The sequence below is a fragment of the Actinoalloteichus hoggarensis genome (assembly GCF_002234535.1).
Classification (GTDB): domain Bacteria; phylum Actinomycetota; class Actinomycetes; order Mycobacteriales; family Pseudonocardiaceae; genus Actinoalloteichus_A; species Actinoalloteichus_A hoggarensis.
The window spans coordinates 4,215,348-4,233,548 of the sequence record NZ_CP022521.1; the positions used below are offsets into that span (position 1 = coordinate 4,215,348).

Sequence of the window (18,201 nt, forward strand, 5' to 3'; positions counted from 1 at the left end):
GGCGCCCCGGGACGACGACTCGACCGTCACCCGATCGTGTCGGATCGCTCCTCTAGTCTTCCCGGCGGCCGACGATCTCCGCCTGACACGGGCGACCGCCGTCGCGCGCATCGCCCGAGAACAGGCTCCGACCATGCCGTTCGGCGAAACCTCGGCATGCGGAGACCCGGCGGGGCGTCTGGCGGAGCGGGGCCCCTGTTCAGACGTCCCAAGGAGCGGCAATGCCCGAGACGCCTCCCGCACGACCCGATGAGGACGCGTTCGTCGTCCCCGACTCCTGGCATTCGGTGATCGCCGTTCGCCGGGGCGCCGTGCGGCATGCCGCGGAGGTCGATCCCGGCGGCGTCGCGAAGGCCGCCGAACTGACCGAGCGCGCGACCGGCAAGCTGGAGACGGCGCTGGGTGATCTGAGAAGCCCGGCGGACCTCGTCGCGGCCGCCCGCGCGACGCTGGCAGGTGAGCCCACCCCGTCGGGCGTCGCGACCGTGGCGGCCGTGGTGAGCAAGCCCGAGACCTACGTGCTGGGCACCACCGCCCACGCCGCCTTCGCCGACGCCTGGACCCACGAGCACGGCATCGTCTTCGCCGCCGAGGCCGCCTGCCTGCTGGCCTCCATCGTGGTCGGCGGCGGAGGCCCGCGGCAGGAATCGCTCTACATCAGGGGAATCGCCTCGTCGATGGCGCCGGAGGAGGCCGAGCCGGCCGTGTGGCGCAGCGTGTCGTCCGCCATGCCCGTCCTGCTGCGGGTCCGGACGCTGCTCGCCGGAGCCGCCGACCGGGACTACGACGCGGCGGCCGAGTCGCTGTCGGGGCTGCGCGGCGGTCTCCCCGGCCTGGACACCACCGCCTACCTGCTGCCGACCCGCACCGACTGGGTCGACGAGGCCTGCGCGACGTCCGCCCGGTCGGCATGGCGGCTGCTGATCCAGTCGGTCTCCACCGAGGAACAGCTCACCATGCTGACCCGCCGCTACGACCCGGCCATGCTGCTGCGTGACGAGGCGGACCTCAAGACCGTCGTCGCCGCCGTCGGAACGGCGGCGGTGCCTGCGCTCGTACGCGCCCTGAACGACGACGAGCGGCAGAGCGCCACGGGGCGTCGACGCCTGCTCGAGGTCCTGGCGAGTCTGCCCGCCGACGAGGCCGTCGACCTGGTCGTGGCCGAGGGCGAGCCGCAGCGCCCCGATCCCCTGCTGCTCTCCCTGATCCGACGCGCTCCGGCCCGCGCGCTGCGCAGGCTCGCCGCGGTGGCGACCGGCGGATCGCCGAAGGCGTCCGTCGCCGCCGACGTCTTACGACGCCATGTCACGACAGCCGGCGCGCTCGTCGACGAGCTGCTGCCGAGCCTGCCCGCCGACAGCCGGGATCTCGTCGTCTCGCTCCGCACGACGATTCCCGCCCGCCCGGAGACCGCACCCGACTCCGCGCTGCCCGAGCTTCTCGTCGAGCCGCCGTGGCGAAGGCGGCGCGACGGCGGTAAGCCGGTGGTGCTGAGGCTGAGCCCGCCGGACGACGCGGTCTCCTGGGCCGACGGCGAGCGGCAGGCGTGGGCGGACACCCCCCTGCCGCCCGGCACCCGACGATGGGGACCGGACACCGACTGGCCGCGGGCGATCGAGGATCTGCTGGCGGACCGCTTCGATGCCGCGGCGGAGACGGCCTTCTTCCTCCAGGCGCCCGTGGACCTGGTGGCCCCGCTGCTGCGGCGCCGACGCCACGCCCTCCGGAAGTGGCCGGGTCTGCTCCGCCCGCTCGCGGCCCGGTTCGGTGCCGCCGCGCTCGACCACGTCGTCGACGGGGTGGAACGACGAACCGACGTCGACCCCACGCCGCTGCTGCCGTTCGTCGGCGTACGGGTCGCCACACTGGTGGCAGGCCTGCTGCCACCCCGCACGTCACTTCGGCCCTTCGCCCTGGCCTGGCTCGAACGACACGGACTCGCCGCCGTCCGTGCCCTCGTCCCCGCCGCGTTCGGCAAGGCCGGAACCGGACGATCCCAGGCTCGGGAGGCGCTGCGCATCGCCGCCGCGGGACGGATCGAGGAGGCCGCCGCGACGGCCGAGGCTCAGTTCGGCGAGCGGGCAGGCGGGGCCGTGCGCACGCTCCTGAGCACGAACGCGCTGGACGACCTGCCCGCCCGGCTGCCCGCGCTGCCCGACTGGCTGGAACTCGCGCTGCTCCCGCCGATCCTGCTGCGCGGACGGAGGCACGCGCTGCCGGACTCGGCGGTCGAGCACGTGGTGACCATGCTGGCGCTGTCCGCCCCGGGGCGGGAGTACGCGGGCGTCGAGGCGGTCCGGGAGGCCTGTGATCCGGCGTCGCTCGCGGAGTTCGGCTGGCAGCTCTTGAGTGAGTGGCGGCGCCACGGGATGGGGCCGGCGGAAGGCTGGGTGCTCACCGCGCTGGGAATGATCGGCGACGACGAGACGGTGCGGCGGCTCACCCCGCTGATCCGGGTGTGGCCGGGGCAGTCGCTCCATCACCGGGCGGTGGACGGCCTCGACGTCCTGGCGGGCATCGGCACCGACGTGGCCTTGACGCACCTGCACGCGCTCTCGCAGAAGGTGAGGTTCGCGGCACTGCGGGGCAGGGCCGCGCGCAAGATCGCCGAGGTCGCGGCCGAACGCGGTCTCGGCGTCGAGGAGCTCGCCGATCGGCTGGTCCCGGACTGCGGGCTGGCTGCCGACGGCAGCCTGACACTGGACTACGGTCCCCGCCGGTTCACCGTCGGCTTCGACGAGTCCCTCGCCCCGTTCGTCCGCGACGAGGACGGCAGGCGGCGCAAGACGCTGCCCAAGCCCGGCGCCCGTGACGACGCGGAGCAGGCCTCGGCGGCGTACGCGCGGTTCACGGCGATGAAGAAGGACGTCCGCATGCTCGCCGCCGATCAGATCCGCAGGCTGGAGCGGGCCATGGTCGGCGAACGGCGTTGGAGCACGGGGGACTTCCGCGACCACCTGCTGACCCATCCGCTTCTCTGGCACCTGGTGCGCAGGCTGGTGTGGCTGATCGAGGAGGACGGTTCGATCGTCGGATCCTTCCGGGTCGCGGAGGATCGGAGTCTGGCCGACGTCGACGACGAGCCCGTGGTCCTGCCCGAGGGCGGCGCCGTCGGCGTCGCCCATCCGCTGCATCTGACCGACTCCGACGCGAAGTCGTGGGCCGAGGTCTTCGCCGACTACGAGATCACCCAGCCGTTCCCCCAGCTCGCCCGGCCGGTGCATCGGCTGAGCGAGGAGGAGCGCGGGGCACGGGAGTTGAGTCGGTTCCAGCGAGGACCCGCCGTTCCGCCCGGTCGAATACTCGGGATGACGAGCCGGGGCTGGGAGCAGGCCGCGCCGCAGGACAACGGCGAGGTGCCGTGGATCTCCCGGCCGGTGCCGGGCGGGCTGCGTGTGGTGGCCGAGCTGGACCCGGGTCTGTCCGCGGGCGACCGGGACGCGATGGGCGATCAGACGCTGGAACGGATCTGGTTGACGGCGGCCTCCCCGCGGCGCTGGTTCCACGGCCGAGACCGCAGCCTCCCGTTCGGGGAGCTCGACGCGATCACCGCATCCGAGCTGCTGACCGAACTGACGAGTCTGAGCGGCGTGGCGGAGTAGCGGGACCGGGCGACCGGCGGCGACCGCCCCGTGGTCACATCGTGGACGACGGGCCGAGGCGCGCCCGCAGCGGACGTGCGTCGCTGATCCGGCCGTCGGCGGCGACGGTGACGGCCACACGACGGCGGGTCCGTTCGAAGTCGACCTCGAGCACCAGCCGGTGCGAGGCGCCGACACCGTCGCCGTTCGCGACCATCCCGAGCGCCGCATCGCCGACGGCGTCCCCTTCGGACGGCGGGGCGTCACCGGACTCGGACACGGGCTCGCCGACGTCGAGGGCGCGGAACACGAGGTCGACGACCCGGTCGGCGTCGACTCCCGTCCGTTCGAACTCGTCGGTCCGATCGGTGTCGAAGCCGGGCATCGAGTTCTCGGTGTCCGCGCGAGACCGCAGCCAGACGATCCGCCCGTTGCGCAGCCTGGTCATGCGGAGCACCCGCTCGGGGTCGATCGGCGTCCCGTTGCGGCGCAGTTCGGCGATCCATCCCGGATATCGGGCCTCCGGGTCGATCGTCGTCCCGGCGGGCACCGGGGGCGGCGTCGGCTCCGCCTGCGACGCGGGCAGGCCTGAGACGGCGGCGGCGGAGACACCGGCCTCGTCGATGCCGTGACCCGCGATCGCCCGACAGTATCCGTCGATCAGCTCGCGCACCTGGTCTAACAGCACGTGCGCCGCCTGCACGTCGTCGCGTGCGGCATCGGCGTGGCGCGCCGCCTGCTCGACGACCGGCTGTCCGGAGCCGACGGTGGCGGAGTCGAACAGCGTGGCACCCGCGACGATCGCGGCATCGGCCTCGGTCGTCGCCTGGAGGGCCTCGGTCAGCCGGGCGTGCGCCCGCCGAAGCTGCTCGACGACATCGGCGACCCCCAAGTCAGGACTCCTCCCCGCTCGCGCTGACCCCATGGTGCCGTAGAACCCCTGGTCCACGCCGGCCTATCCGGGCAGTTGGCCCCGGCAATCGTGGCGATCGCCCTCCGGCCCGGGGTGGATGCCTCAGCCCACGCCCGACAGATGACGAACCGGATTCGGATGTCACTCGTCTGGGTTAACGTCTCGGCATCGTTGATCAAGGAGGAAACGTGAGCAGGGCGCAGACGGTCACCCCGGACGATGTCGGCTTCCTCGTCCCACCGGAATGGGTGCCACGGCTCGACCCCCGTCGGGACGGCGGTGTCACCTCGTCGGCGACATTGGATCGCGGTGCCCGGGCGAAGGTGAAGCGAATGCTCACGAAGGCCGAGGCCGCGCTCGCCGCGGTGCTCGATCCGGCAGGCCCCGACGATCCCGCGCTGACGGCGGCGGCCGCCGAGTACCGCGAGGGCGAGCCGACCCCGCTTGGGGCGGCGGCCGTGCTGGCGGTCGTGGCGACCACGGTGGATGCCAAGCACCTCAGAAGCCTCGCCGCGTTCGCCGACGTCTGGTTCAAGGACCACGGAGCCGCCTTCACGGCCATGGCGGTCGTCGAACTCGCTGGCATTCGAGTGACCGCGGCCGCCGTCCCGCGCGGCGCGCCGCCGGTGTGGCGCCTCGGACGGCGCGGCCCGGACACGGCGTTCGCCGACGCCTGGCGGTTCGAACCCGTCGTCCGCCGCGTCAGAGAGCTGCTGGCCTCGGCCGACGACGCCGAGGCGGAGGCGGCGCGGGCGGCACTGGATTCCGGGGTCGGAGTGCCGTCCGTCGCCACGACGACGCCGGGGCGTTCCGACGAGACGGGCGCCGAGGCCGCCGAGGCCCGCTTCGACGACAGGCTGCGACATCTCGTCGCCTGCTACCTGATGCCCGGCGAGCAGGACCGCGTCACGGCGCTGTGCGCGGCGCCGTGGATCGCCGAGGCGCTGCCCACGCACTGCGGGCTCGTGCTGCGCTCGGTGAGCACCCCGGCTCAGCTCGCGGCCCTGCCGCTCACGGACCCGGCCGTCGTCGGCACGCTGCCGATCTCCGCCGAGGACCTCGTCACGCTGGCCGAACGGGTCGGAGCGGGGCTGCTGCCGCTGGTCTCGGTCCTGTTGGACATGCCGAGCCGGACCGGCCCCGGCGAGCATGTGCTCCTGGAGATCCTCGCCCACCTGCCGGGGGACGCGGCGTTCGACCTGATCGCCGCCCGCCTCGGCCGTCGGCACGCCTACGCGGCCGCGGCCACCGCGACGCGGCGCGATCCGGAGCGGACCTGGCGACGGCTGCCCGTGATCGCGGCACGCGGCCCGATCACCGTGGCGGGCAAGGAGCATGATCCGGGTCCGGGGGCGGCCCGGCTGCTGTGGGAGCTGACCGACGACGGGATCGATACGGGAGCATCCGACCCGCTAGTCGAGCAGGCTCGTCGGGCCGCGCTCGCCGCCGTGTCGCGCCCGGTGGATCATCGACCGCCCGCCGATGCGGCACGGCTGCCCGGTCTGTTCACCGAACCGCCCTGGCGGCCGGGCGGCACGGCCGTCGAACCGGTGTTCCTGGAGATCACGGCGCCCGCGGATCGCGGACCGGTCTGGCTGCCAGGAGAACGCGCGCAATGGGCCGCCGCGGAGACCGGCTCCTCGCCGCTGGGACCGGACCCGGACTGGGCGCGGCTCGTGGCCTCCTTCCGCAGTCTGGATCCCTCCTCGGCGATCGCGCTGTTCGTGGACGGCCCGGCCGACCTGGTGTGCGGGCCGCTGCGGTGGTTCGGCCCGGATCCGACCGGGGTGGACCCGGCGTGGACTCGGCGACTGGCCGCCCGGCACGGTGATCTCGCGGCGTCGGCGCTGTACCGGACGGCTCGGGAGTCGCCGCACGCCCATTCGCCCGCGCTGCTGCCGTACCTGGGATTCGAGGCCGTCCAGCATTTCGCCAGGCTGGCCGACGGCGCTCAGCCCGCGGCCGCCCACGCCGAGGCCTATCTGGACCGACACGGCATGGCGCTGGTCCCATACCTGACGAATCTGGTGACCCTCCGTTGGCACGCCGGCGGCCATCTCGCCCGACCGAACGCCGTCGAGTGGCTGCGCAGGCTCGCCGCCCGCACCTCCACCGCCGAGGTCGTCGAGGAGGCACGGGCCTGCGGCGATCACGCGGCATCGGTGATCGGCGAACTGCTGGCGGCCGACCCGCTCGACGTGCTTCCCCGAGCGGTGCCCGTGATCGGCGACTGGCTGGACCCCGCGCTGCTGCCTCGGATCCTGCTGCGCGACACGAAGCACGCGCTGCCCGTGGACGCCGTCCGCACCCTGCTCGCCGCGGTCGGGACGGCGGGCCTGCGCCGGGAGTACGCCGGGCTCTCGGTCATCGAGGAGGCCTGCGATCGGGAGTCGCTGGCCCGATTCGCCCTCGCCCTGTTCCAGGACTGGTCGGCGGCCGGACGCCCGCCCGGCTCGGAGTGGGTGTTCGCCGTGGTCCGGTACTTCGGCGACGACGAGGCCGCGCGGGTTCTCGCGGGCAGGCTCGGTTCCTGGGGAAGCTACGGCGAGCCCACCCTGGCCGAGGAGGGGCTGAACGCCCTCGCCGGGATGGGCACCGACGCCGCCCTGCGGCTGATCCGCGAGATCTCCGAACGCTCCAAGCCCGCGACCCTCGTGCGATCGGCGAAGTGGGCGGTGGCGGCGGCGGCCCGCGAACGCGGCCTGGATTCCGAGCAGCTCGCCGACCGGCTCGTGCCGGATCTCGGGCTCTCGCCCGACGGCACCATGGAACTCGACTACGGGGCCCGCCGCTTCCGCGTCGGCTTCGACGAGGCCTTGCAGCCGTTCGTCACCAACGCCGACGGCACCCCGCGCAGGTCGCTGCCCGCGCCGGGGGCCCGCGACGACGCCGATCAGGCGGCGGCCGCCCGCAAGCGGTTCACCGCGTTGAAGAAGTCGGTTCGTGCGATCGCCGCCGAGCAGGTGCGGCGCCTCGAATCGGCGATGGTCACCGGGCGACGGTGGCGGCGCTCGGACTTCGAGGCGCTGGTGCGACACCCGGTGCTGACCCATCTGGTGCGCAGGCTGGTGTGGCTCGTCGAGCGGGACGGCCGGGTCGTGGCGACCGTGCGGGTCGCCGAGGATCGGTCGCTGGCCGACGTCCACGACGACGTCGTGGTGTTCGCGGCGGGTGCCGTCGGCACGAACGGCGACGGGGCGGAAGCGGTCGGGACGGGTCGGTCCGCCGCCGAGCCCGGCGAGCCGGGGACCTCCGAGGCGGCAGGGTCCGCGCTCGCCGCCGTGCCCGAGGACGCGCTGTTCTCCGTCGCCCACCCCCTGCGGCTCGGCGACTCGGCCGCCGCCTGGTCGGAGGTGTTCGCCGACTACGAGATCGTCCAGCCGTTCCGACAGCTCGGCAGGCCGGTGCGCCCCCTGACCGAGGAGGACCGGGCGGACTGGGACCTGACGCGCTTCGTCGGTCGGTCCATGCCGACCGGCCGGGTGCGTGGGCTGGAGCGGCGCGGCTGGCGATTCGAGAGCCCCGAGGCGGGCACGGGCGGCGCCCGGACGATCATCACCACGACGTTCGGCCGGACCGGGCTGAGTCTGCGACTCGAGCCGGGCTTCCCGATGTACGACGTGCCCGAGGACATCCAGACGATCAGCACGGTCTTCGTCTCGGCAGGCCGCAAGATCGCGACGGCGGGACCGCTGACGTTGGGCGATCTCGATCCGATCGAGGCCGCAGAGCTGATCAGGGCACTCACCGAGCTGACGGCCGACGTGGGCTGATGCCGGTGCGCGGGCGGGACGGCACGACGCGCCCCGCCCGCGCCTCGGGCGGGCATCGAAGCGCACCGCTCGCCGCCGATCGATCGCCGTCGCCGACCGCCGTTCGGCCGCGATCGGACCCGCCACGTCCGCACATCCGCCGACCCCTCCGTCCGCCCACACGAGAGAGACCTCCGCCACCGATGTCCCAGGACAGCCTGCAACGACCGCCCGCCGAGATCCGACATGCCGACGAACTGGCTCGACTGCGCGCCGAGGACACCGGCCATCGACCGCCCGGCTGGGCGCTGAGCCTGTCGGCGGCCCGCCGATTCATCGTCGGCGACGACCGAGCCGACGTCAGCCGGAAGTTCGTCGGCGATCCGTCGCTGATCGACCGCGCGCTGGTGACGCTGGCCACCAGCCGAGGCCTGATGCTGGTCGGCGAGCCCGGCACGGCGAAGTCCCTGCTCTCGGAGCTGATCGCCGCGGCGGTCTGCGGCGAGTCCACCCTCACCGTTCAGGGCGGCGCCGCGACCACCGAGGACCAGATCAAGTACTCGTGGAACTACGCGATGCTGGTCTCCGAGGGCCCGTCGCCCCGGTCGCTGGTGCAGGCGCCGATGCTGCGCGGAATGGCCGAGGGGAAGATCGTGCGCTTCGAGGAGATCACCCGTTGCCCGCTTGAGGTGCAGGACTCGCTGCTGTCGCTGCTGTCGGAACGGGTGCTGGCGGTGCCCGAGCTGACCGGCGCGGACTCGATGGTCTTCGCCCGGGAGGGCTTCAACGTGATCGCCACCGCCAACACCAGGGACCGCGGTGTCAACGAGATGAGCGCGGCGTTGAAACGCCGGTTCAACTTCGAGACCGTGTTCCCCATCGCCGATTTGCGGACCGAGCTGGACCTCGTCGAACGCGAGGCGGCGGGCCTGCTGCGCCGGTCCGGCGTGGAGATCGCGCCCCGCCGGGACGTCCTGGAGGTGCTGGTGACCACCTTCCGCGAGCTGCGCGACGGCCGGACCACGCAGGGCCAGTCGATGGAGCGGCTCTCCACCGTGATGAGCACCGCCGAGGCCGTGTCGGTCGCCCACGCGGTCGGCCTGCGCGGCTGGTTCCTACGCGGCGAGGCGGGCAACGCCGCCGACGTCGTCGAGTGTCTTGCGGGCACCGCGGCGAAGGACGACGGCGAGGATCTGGCCCGGCTGCGCCGCTATCTGGAGCAGCAGGTGCCGAAGAAGTCCGACGGCGCGCAGTGGCAGGCGTTGCACGACGCCCGACACCTGCTGCCCGGCTGATGCCCGCCACGTTCCTCGGGGTCCGTCACCACAGCCCGGCCTGTGCTCGGCTCGTCGCGTCGACCATCGAGACGCTGCGCCCGGCGATCGTGCTGGTGGAGGGTCCCGCCGACGTCAACGATCGAATCGACGAGCTGCTGCTCGGCCATCGGCTGCCGATCGCGATCTTCAGCTACTACCGGGACGCCGAACGCGCGCAGTCCTCCTGGACGCCGTTCTGCGAGTACTCACCGGAGTGGGTGGCCCTCACCGCCGGGCGTGCCCAGGGCGCCGAGGTCCGGTTCATCGACCTGCCTGCCTGGCACCCGGCCCTGTCCGAACGTCGCAATCGCTACGCCGACGCCGAGATCCGGTACTCCGCGGTCGTCGACGAGCTGTGTCGTCGGTTCGCCGTCGACAACGTCGACACCCTCTGGGACCACCTCTTCGAGACCGGGGACGACGTGGGGTTGGCCGAGCGGCTGGCAGCCTACTTCGACCTGCTGCGCGGTGTGCCCGCCGGCGAGGAGCCGGCGGTCGAGGAGACCGACGGCGATCCCGCCCGCGGGATCCTCGCCGCGGCGCGGCCCGAGACGGCGGGCGGCTCCACGCCGGAGGACGCCGCCGGCGTCGAGGTGAGCCCGGCGGACGCCGCCCGGGAGGCGTACATGGCCGACCGGGTGCGGGCGGCGGTCGCCGAGGCGGGTGACCGGCCGGTGTTGGTGATCACCGGCGGCTTCCACCGCCCCGCCCTGGTCGCCGCGGCCGGGACGCCGGAGGCGCGCACCGCGCCGCCCGAGGTCCCTCGGCCTGCCGAGGACGCGGTGACCGGGAGCTGTCTGGTGCCCTACTCCTTCGCCCGCCTCGACTCGTTCGTGGGCTATGAGGCGGGGATGCCGTCGCCGGAGTACTACCGACGACTCTGGGAGCACGGCCCGGAGCGGGCGGCCGAGGCGGTGATGACCGCGGTGGTCGGCCGGCTGCGTGAACGCGGGCAGCCCGTGTCCACCGCGGACCTGATCGCGGCCAGGGCCGCCGCCGAGGGACTGGCCCGCCTGCGCGGCCACCGCGTGCCCAGTCGGACCGACATGCTCGACGGTCTGGTCACGGCTCTGGTGTCGGAAGATCTGGAACATCCGCTGCCCTGGACGTCACGCGGCCGCATCACACCGGGGACGCATCCCGCCGTGGTGGAGATGGTGTCCGCGCTGCGCGGCGACCATGTGGGAGAGCTGCACCCCGACACCCCGGCGCCGCCGCTGGTGCACACGGTGCAGGCCGAGTTGGAACGGCACGGCCTCGTCGACGGCGAGGTCACCCTGGATCTCACCGGGCACGAGGGGCGGGAGCGCAGTCGTCTGCTGCATCGCCTGCGGGTGTTGGGGATACCCGACATCGAGCGCACCGCCGGGCCGACGACCGGCACGGAGGCGGTCGCCGAGGAGAACTGGCGGCTCGCCGACGGACCGCACCGGCTGACCGCGTTGATCGAGGCGGGGGCCTACGGGGCCACGCCCGTCGACGCCGTGACCGCGCTGCTGGAGGAGCGCACCGCCGCGGCACGGTCCGATGTGGACGCGCTGGCCGCCGTGCTGTTCGACGCGGCGTCGTGCGGGCTCGCGGAGTCGACCCGGAACGTCGCCGTCGCCGTCGAGGCCGGGGTGGCGGGGGCGATGGATCTCGGCGCGTTGGGCCGCGTCCTCGCCACCGTGCTGGGGCTGTGGCGGCACGATCGGCTGCTGGGCTCGGCGCGCAGCCCGTTGTTCGGGGCGCTGGTCCGAGGTTCGGTCACCCGGGTGCTGTGGCTGTCGGAGGCGATCCAGGCAGGGCCCGGCCCCGCCGACCTCCCCCGGCTCGCGGCCGTGGCCGCCACCAGGGACGCGCTGCGGCACGCCGAGACCGCTCTCGGCCTGGACCGGGCCGCCGCGGTGGCGGTGATGCGGCGGATCAGCGTGGACGAGGCGGCCCCGCCGGACCTGCGCGGCGCCGCCTTCGGCTTCTGCTGGTCTCTGGGCGACGGCGACTCGGGAATCGGCGCGGACGCCGGGACCGAGGCGCGGGCGGCGGCCCTGCCGAGGGTCCTCGGCGACTGGTTGACCGGCCTGTTCCTGCTGGCCCGCGACGAGGTGCTCACCGCCGGTGCACGAAGTGCCGACGTCGACGCGAATCGGGCGGACGTCCTGACCGTGCTGGACGAGATCGTCGCCGCGATGACCGACGAGGACTTCCTCCTCGCCCTGCCCGCGCTGCGCGGCGCGTTCGAGTTCTTCCCCCCGAGAGAGCGCGAGGCGATCGCCGAGGGGCTGCTCGCCCGTCGCGGGCTTGCCGGTTCGGCGCGCGGCCTGCTGCGTACGGCGGTGGACCCGCTGCTGATCGCGGAGGCGACGGCCCTGGAGGCACGGGTGGCCCGCTTGTGTGCCCGGGAGGGCCTTGTTCCGACGGAGGATCGACGATGACCGAGGACGAGGCGGCACTCCTGCGCTGGCGGCTGATCCTGGGCGCCCCGGCGGAGCGGCACACCGGCCCGCCGACCGGCGACGCGGTGGATCAGGACGTCGCGTTGAGCTGGCTGTACGGGCGCGATCCCGAGCTGGCCCGGCGCGGCGTCCGGCGCGGCGGGCCGCCGAGGGACCGCCGGGGCGGCGACGCGCCGTCGCAGCTGACCACCGTGGACTGGCTCGACGCGGTGCATCGACTCTTCCCCCGCGAGACCATCGAACGACTACAGCGGGACGCCGTCGAGCGCTTCGAGATCCTGGACGTCGTCACCGATCCCGACGTGCTGAGCCGGATCGAGCCCAGTCAGAGCCTGCTCCGCGCGGTGCTGCGGACCAGGCACCTGATGAACCCCGAAGTCCTGGCCATGGCGAGGAAGATCGTCGAACAGGTGGTCCGAGACCTGCTCGCGAAGCTCGCCACCGAGGTCAGACAGTCCTTCACCGGGACGCGAGCCCGCAGACCCAGCCGCTTCAGACGGGCACGTGACTTCGACTTCCACGGCACGATCCGAGCGAACCTGGGGAACTACCAGGCGGACCGACGGCGGATCGCGATCGAGGAACCCCGGTTCCACTCGCGGACGCGGCGCGCGATCGACCAGTGGCAGCTGATCCTGCTCGTCGACCAGTCCGGCTCGATGGCGGGCTCGGTCATCCACACCGCCGTGACGGCGGCCTGCCTGTGGGGGCTGCCGGGACTCAAGACTCACCTCGTCGCCTTCGACACCTCGGTGGTCGACCTGACCGACGACGTGACCGACCCCGTGGAGCTGCTGATGAAGGTGCAGCTGGGCGGCGGGACCGACATCGCCAGGGCCGTGAGCTACGGCGCGAGCCTCGTCGACGCCCCGCGTCGCTCCATCGTCGCCGTGATCACCGACTTCTATGAGGGCGGAGACGTGGCGTGGCTGGTCCGCACCGTACGCGGGCTCGTGGAACAGGGCACCGTGGTGCTGGGGCTGGCCGCGCTCGACGAGGACGCGAATCCGCAGTACGACCGGGCGACGGCCGCGCGACTGGCCGACGTCGGCGCCCAGGTCGGGGCGATGACGCCGGGACAGCTCGCGAACTTCGTCGCCGAGCGGATCGGCCGATGACCCGGCGGGACCTGCTGGCCCTGACGACGGAGGCACTGATCTCCCTGGCGAACCGGGGGCTGGTCAAGCGCGCCGCCAAGGATCTCGACGCGGGCGTCGTCCCGGAGGTGACGCTCGACGCCGACGGCACGGTGCACGCTCGATTCCCCGACGGGGTGGCGACGGCGCTGCCCGTCGGCGCCGGGCTGGACGCCGCCCGCTGCACCTGCGCGTCCGCCTCGATCTGTCGACATCGGATCGGGCTGGTGCTGGCATACCAGCGACAGACGCGGACAGGCACCGCCGAGGAGGCGGCGCAGGCGGACGAGTCGGCGGCGGGCCGAAGCGGGCCGCCGCCGGAGCCCGCCGACGCGGAGTCCGGCGACCCGCCGGTCGCCGAAGGTCGAGGCGTGAGGTCGAGGCCTCCGGAGACCTCGGCGGAGGCACGGGCGGCAGGCTCGGCGTCGGCCGGGGCCGCGGGAGCGGAGGCCGCGGCGGCGGTACGGGCCGGTGCGGGCTCGGTGATGACCGGCGCGGCGGCGACGACCGGCGCGGCGCCCGCATCGCCGCCCTGGTCTCCCGGTGACGTCGACGACGAGGCCTTACGCGAAGTGGTGGGCGCCAGGGCGATGACCACGGCCCGTCGCCTGTACAAGGCGGGCTACCCGGCGAGGGTGTGCCGCGCGGGCGGCGCCGACGCCGTGCCCAGGGTCGAGCTGTCCTCCTGCACCGTCCGGTTCCTCGTACCCGGCGAACTCGCCTACGCGCACACCGACGCGGGCGGGGCGAGCCGAGGCGAGTTCGTCGTCCTGGCCGTGTGGGCCTTCCGGGCGGCCGACGAGCACGGCCTGACGGGAGACGACGTCCGCCTGGACGTCGGCGGTGACGTCACCGACACCGCGACCTCCGGGATCGAACCCGCCCTGCCGTCCGCCGATCAGCTGATCGTGGACGGCGTGATGCACGCGGGTCCGACCTTCGTCGCCGAACTCCGTCGGACGGCCGCGATCCTCGCGGGACGCGAACTGCACTGGCCCGCGGCCGCGGTGATCGAGCTGGCGGAACAGCTCACCGCCTACGCCGAACGCAGCGCCCACCATCGGGCGTCGCGGGTCGCCGAACTCCTCGTCGAGCTGCACGCCCGGCATCGGGCCGTCGTCAACGCGGGTGCGAGCCCACGATCGAGGGTGCTGGGCACCGGCGAGCCCGCCAGGACTGCCCTACGTCGGGTGCGCCTCACCAGCCTCGGCGCCAGGATCACCGGAACAGCCGCCGAGCGAACGGTCGAGGTGTTCCTGGCGCACGTGGACTCCGGGACCGTGCTGGTGCTGCGGCGCCGCTACGCGACCACCGGCGAGGGAAGGCCGACCGGGCACGAACTCGCCGCCCGGCGGATCGCCGGTACGTCCCTTCGGTCCCTGGCCGCCGCCGACATCGTGTCCGAGTCCGCGTCCAGGACGGCGGGCAGACTGCTCCAGATCACCGACGGACGGGTGGCCAGGACGACCGTGCTGCCACTGGGCACGGCATGGGAACGGCTCCCCGAGCCCCTGCTCGTCACCGACTTCGCGGCGGCGGCCCTCGCGCGCGCCGAGCTGCCTCCCCGGCTGATCCGGCCGAGGGTGGAGGCCGAGGACGTGCACGTGATCCGGGCCGCCGCCGTGGTCGACGTCGGCTACCACCCCGGTGATCAACGGCTGGACGCGGTGATCGCCGACGCGGCCGGAGACACGATGACGGTCTCGGCCCGCCACCGCGCCGCGGCGCCCGGCGCCTTGGACGCCCTGGCCGAGGCACTGCATCGACACGACGGGGAGAGCCTGCTGCTCAGCGGGCTGTTGAGCCGCGACAGAGGCAGGCTGGTGCTCGACCCGATCGCCGTCCTCTCCGGACAGACCCTGCTGGTTCCCGACCTGGCGCCCGGCATCGGGGACGCCGCGCTCGCCGCCGCCCGGGACGAGCGGGCGACACCCTTGGACTCCGCGCTGGAGACGGCGCTGAGCCTGCTCGCCGAGGCTGCTCATCGGGGCGTACGACATCCGTCGCCGGGCATGCACCGCCGGGTTCGGGAGTCGGCGCACGAGCTCAGGCGCGTCGGCCTGCGCACCGCGGCCGCTCTGACGGAGGCGTTCGCGGCCACGCTGGAGACCGAGGACCTCTCGTCGAGGGCGGAGGCCTGGCTCGCCGCCCAGCTCCAGCTGCTCGTGACGGCCGAGAGCCGGTGAGCGCACCTCCCGGCGTGCGGGGGCGGATCGCGCGGAGGAACGGAGGACAGCGGGCCGGGTGGCCCGGGGTGGGAGGGTGCGCGTTCGGCCTGAAGGCGTCGGTCCTCGGCTTCTCCGCACGACCTGGGTCTCGGCGGCCTCGAGGGTTCCGGGGGTCCCAGCGGCTTGAGCGGTCTCGACGATCCCGGCAGCCTCCGAGGTCTCGGCGGGCGGCGGTCCTGGCGGGCGGCGGTCTCGGCGGGCGGCACGAGCAACGGTGATCAGTGGTGCGGGAGCACGGTGGTGCGGGAGCACGGTGGTGCGGGAGCACGGTGGTGCGGGAGCACGGTGGTGCGGGAGCACGGTGGTGCGGGAGCACGGTGGTGCGGGAGCACGGTGGTGCGGGAGCACGGCCGCGGTGCCGCGCGACGGTGTCAGCTGATCCGCGCCCGCTGGTCCACCAACACGGCCTGCGCACGGTTAGCGCAGTTCAGGGCGAGCAGGATGCGCGACACATACCCCTTGATCGTCGGCTCCGAGAGGTGCAGTCGTCTGCCGATCTCCTTGTTGGTGAGACCCTCGCCCATGAGCGCCAGGATCTCCCGCTCTCGGTCGGTGAGATCGTCGAGAAGTCGTCGAGCGGTCTGTCTCCGCTCGTCCGCGGCGATCGTCGGTGCGAGCAGCCCGCGCACGGCCCTGGGCGAGAGGACGGCGTGCCCGTCGGCGGCGACTCGGACGAGGTTGAGCAGATCCCTCGCGGGCGTGGTCTTGACCAGGAATCCGGCCGCGCCTGCCCGCAGCGCGTCGAGCACATGCGCGTCCGAGTCGAAGGTGGTCAGGACGAGGACGGCGGGCGGCTCGGGCAGGGCACACAGGTGTGGAAGCGCGGTGAGTCCGTCGACGCCGGGCATTCGCAGGTCGAGCAGGACGACCTGCGGCACACCCCGTACCGCGGCCTCGACGGCCTCCGCCCCGTCGTGGGCGGCGGGCAGGACCTCCACGTCGTCGCCACCGGCGAGGATCGCGCCGAGGTACTCGCACACCATCGGCTCGTCGTCGACGACGAGGACCCGGATCACCGGACCACTCTAGCCGGCCGTTCCGACCCGCCCGGCACCACCGCTCCGCCCAGCGGCAGGCTCGCCAGCACCTGAAACCCGCCGTCCGACAGCGGACCCGCGTGCAATGTGCCGCCGAGCAGCCCCACACGCCGTCGCAACGCCGCCAGCCCCCGCCCCGACCCCGTGGCCGCGAGGCCCGCCCCCACGTGCTCGGCGGTGCGTCCGTCGGAATCGGGCCGCGACCCGACGAATCGGCCGTCGGGGAGATGCCGCGGGCCTGCGGCGGGCCCGGCTCGTTCCCGGGCACCGGTGACGACCTCGACGCGGACCAGGTCGGCCTCGTAGCGCAGCTCGACGCGCACCGCCTCACCCGGCGCGTGCTTGCGGCCGTTGGTCAAGGCCTCCTGCACCACCCGCGCCAGCGCCCGCCGCACGGCCAACGGCGCCGCGCCCGGTTCGCCGGTCCGATCGAGACGGACCGGCGTCCCCGCCGCCGCGGCGGCCTCCACCAGGTCGGCGATCTCCGGGTCCGGTGCTACGCCGCCCGCTCTCGGTCGCGGCTCGACACCGGCGACGGGGACGGGGACGTCCGCGGCCGACGGCTCAGGACGATCTCCGGCGGCCGAGGCCCGCTCGGCCCGGTCGGTGTGGTCACGCCGGACGCGTTGCTCCGTCTGCTCCGTCTGGTCGACCTGGACACCCTGGTCGGTGTGGTCGGCCGGGTCTGTCGGCTCGGTGCGCTCGGCGTGCAGCAGTCCGAGGAGTTCCCGCAGCTCGTCGAGGGCCGCGACCCCGTGCTCCCGGACCATGAGGGCCGTCGCTCGGCCTCGCTGGGGATCCGGGGATCGCCGGAGCGCATCGGCGGCCAGCACCATGAGGCTGACGCGATGGGTGACGAGATCGTGCATCTCGTCGGCGAGACGGGCCCGCTCGGCCTGCCGAGCCGAAGCCAGCTCGCGGCGGTGGTCCTCCTCGGCGCGCCGCGCCGCCGCACGCAGGGCGGCCACCAGCCGCTCCCGCGTCGCCATGAGCGCGCCCAGCAGCCCGGGCAGCACGGTCCGCAGCATCCCGGAGGCGACGGTGCTCGTCGACGGATCCCAGCCACGCACGGAGATCAGTACCGCGACACCGATGACCGCCCAGGCGCCCACCACGCCCGGGCGTCGGCCGCCCTGCCGGACCGTCAGTCCGACGGCGATGAGGATCGCGACGGGGGCCACGGATTGATCCCGCCGAAGTAGCCCGCCGTCACGCCGAGCCCGCCGGTCCAGAGCAGAAGCAGGACGCCGACGGCGGCCGCGAGACCGGTGGCCGCGGCCGCCCGCGGCCGCAGCAGCACGGCCGAGCCTCCGCCGAGCTGAATCACCGTCGAGATCCAGCACAGCAGCGTCTCGGGGCGGCCTGCCGCCCCCGTCTCCACGGCGAGAGGCACGGCCGGAGCGGCCGCCGCGAACAGGACGACCGCCGCGACGATCCGCGCCCGCGACCAGCCGAACCCGCCGCCGTCCGGCTCCGATCGCCGGCCGGCCGGTCGCCTCGGCTGTGGCTGTGGCCGTCGCCGGAACCGTGGCCGTTGCCGTGAATTCGGCGGACTCGCCACCGCGGCGCCCTTCCTCTCGGTCTCTCGCGCGCACGATCCGACGTCCGCGCCCGGCACCATCACCGCGGAGCCGCCACCGCGGCAGCCTGTCACGGGGCAGCCTGTCGGCGGGGACGCCCGCGTCCGGCGAGGACCCGCCGGAGCGATCGCGCACCCGCCGCAGTTCGCCCCGCGCACCCCGTCCGGAGGTGTGCAGGACGGCCGTCGGGTGCACCGGCCCCGCAGCCCGCAGCCCGCAGCCC

General features: G+C 74.0%; 10 protein-coding genes. 6 read left to right on the plus strand and 4 right to left on the minus strand.

Translation table 11 applies throughout. The features are described 5' to 3' along the window. Window positions 1-221 precede the first annotated feature (221 nt). On the plus strand, window positions 222-3,602 hold the full coding sequence (locus AHOG_RS17995) for a DUF4132 domain-containing protein (protein ID WP_093942399.1): 3,381 nt from the start codon (window positions 222-224) through the stop codon (window positions 3,600-3,602). 34 nt (window positions 3,603-3,636) lie between these two features. On the opposite strand, the gene AHOG_RS18000 is transcribed toward AHOG_RS17995, so the two are convergent. Then, on the minus strand, window positions 3,637-4,473 hold the full coding sequence (locus tag AHOG_RS18000) for a hypothetical protein (protein ID WP_093942400.1): 837 nt from the start codon (window positions 4,471-4,473) through the stop codon (window positions 3,637-3,639). Between the two features lie 209 nt (window positions 4,474-4,682). Between AHOG_RS18000 and AHOG_RS18005 the strand changes: the two genes are divergently transcribed. The 5 genes from AHOG_RS18005 to AHOG_RS18025 all read left to right on the plus strand — a co-directional run bounded on the left by AHOG_RS18005 (window position 4,683) and on the right by AHOG_RS18025 (window position 15,319). Beyond that, entirely contained in the window at window positions 4,683-8,267 is a 3,585-nt protein-coding gene (locus tag AHOG_RS18005; protein WP_093942401.1) for a DUF4132 domain-containing protein, read from the plus strand. Between the two features lie 182 nt (window positions 8,268-8,449). Continuing rightward, window positions 8,450-9,541 (plus strand): ATP-binding protein, encoded by a 1,092-nt coding sequence (locus AHOG_RS18010; protein ID WP_093942402.1) that lies wholly within the window; start codon window positions 8,450-8,452, stop codon window positions 9,539-9,541. Further along, window positions 9,541-11,976 (plus strand): DUF5682 family protein, encoded by a 2,436-nt coding sequence (locus AHOG_RS18015; RefSeq protein ID WP_093942403.1) that lies wholly within the window; start codon window positions 9,541-9,543, stop codon window positions 11,974-11,976. Before AHOG_RS18010 ends, AHOG_RS18015 begins: the two co-directional genes overlap by 1 nt. Beyond that, on the plus strand, window positions 11,973-13,115 hold the full coding sequence (locus tag AHOG_RS18020; RefSeq protein ID WP_093942404.1) for a VWA domain-containing protein: 1,143 nt from the start codon (window positions 11,973-11,975) through the stop codon (window positions 13,113-13,115). The genes AHOG_RS18015 and AHOG_RS18020 overlap by 4 nt, the downstream gene beginning before the upstream one ends. After that, window positions 13,112-15,319, plus strand: coding sequence for a hypothetical protein (locus tag AHOG_RS18025; RefSeq protein ID WP_093942405.1), 2,208 nt, complete (start codon window positions 13,112-13,114; stop codon window positions 15,317-15,319). Before AHOG_RS18020 ends, AHOG_RS18025 begins: the two co-directional genes overlap by 4 nt. A 413-nt stretch (window positions 15,320-15,732) precedes the next feature. Here AHOG_RS18025 and AHOG_RS18030 read toward each other — a convergent pair whose 3' ends face one another. The 3 genes from AHOG_RS18030 to AHOG_RS29150 are packed head-to-tail and all read right to left on the minus strand — an operon-like array spanning window position 15,733 to window position 17,791. Next, a complete protein-coding gene (locus AHOG_RS18030; RefSeq protein WP_093942406.1) occupies window positions 15,733-16,377 on the minus strand; it encodes a response regulator in 645 nt (214 codons plus the stop codon). After that, the gene (locus AHOG_RS29145) at window positions 16,374-17,579 is read right to left on the minus strand and encodes a sensor histidine kinase (protein ID WP_169725877.1); all 1,206 of its coding nucleotides are present in this window, start codon (window positions 17,577-17,579) and stop codon (window positions 16,374-16,376) included. Before AHOG_RS29145 ends, AHOG_RS18030 begins: the two co-directional genes overlap by 4 nt. Continuing rightward, the gene (locus tag AHOG_RS29150) at window positions 17,543-17,791 is read right to left on the minus strand and encodes a hypothetical protein (protein ID WP_169725878.1); all 249 of its coding nucleotides are present in this window, start codon (window positions 17,789-17,791) and stop codon (window positions 17,543-17,545) included. Before AHOG_RS29150 ends, AHOG_RS29145 begins: the two co-directional genes overlap by 37 nt. Window positions 17,792-18,201 lie beyond the last annotated feature (410 nt).

What these genes read in the sequence shown, in the direction of transcription:
- AHOG_RS18015 (WP_093942403.1), top strand. Translation starts at nt 9,541, where the DNA reads ATGCCCGCCACGTTCCTCGGGGTCCGTCACCACAGCCCGGCCTGTGCT.
- AHOG_RS17995 (WP_093942399.1), top strand. Translation starts at nt 222, where the DNA reads ATGCCCGAGACGCCTCCCGCACGACCCGATGAGGACGCGTTCGTCGTC.
- AHOG_RS18025 (WP_093942405.1), top strand. Translation starts at nt 13,112, where the DNA reads ATGACCCGGCGGGACCTGCTGGCCCTGACGACGGAGGCACTGATCTCC.
- AHOG_RS18010 (WP_093942402.1), top strand. Translation starts at nt 8,450, where the DNA reads ATGTCCCAGGACAGCCTGCAACGACCGCCCGCCGAGATCCGACATGCC.
- AHOG_RS18020 (WP_093942404.1), top strand. Translation starts at nt 11,973, where the DNA reads ATGACCGAGGACGAGGCGGCACTCCTGCGCTGGCGGCTGATCCTGGGC.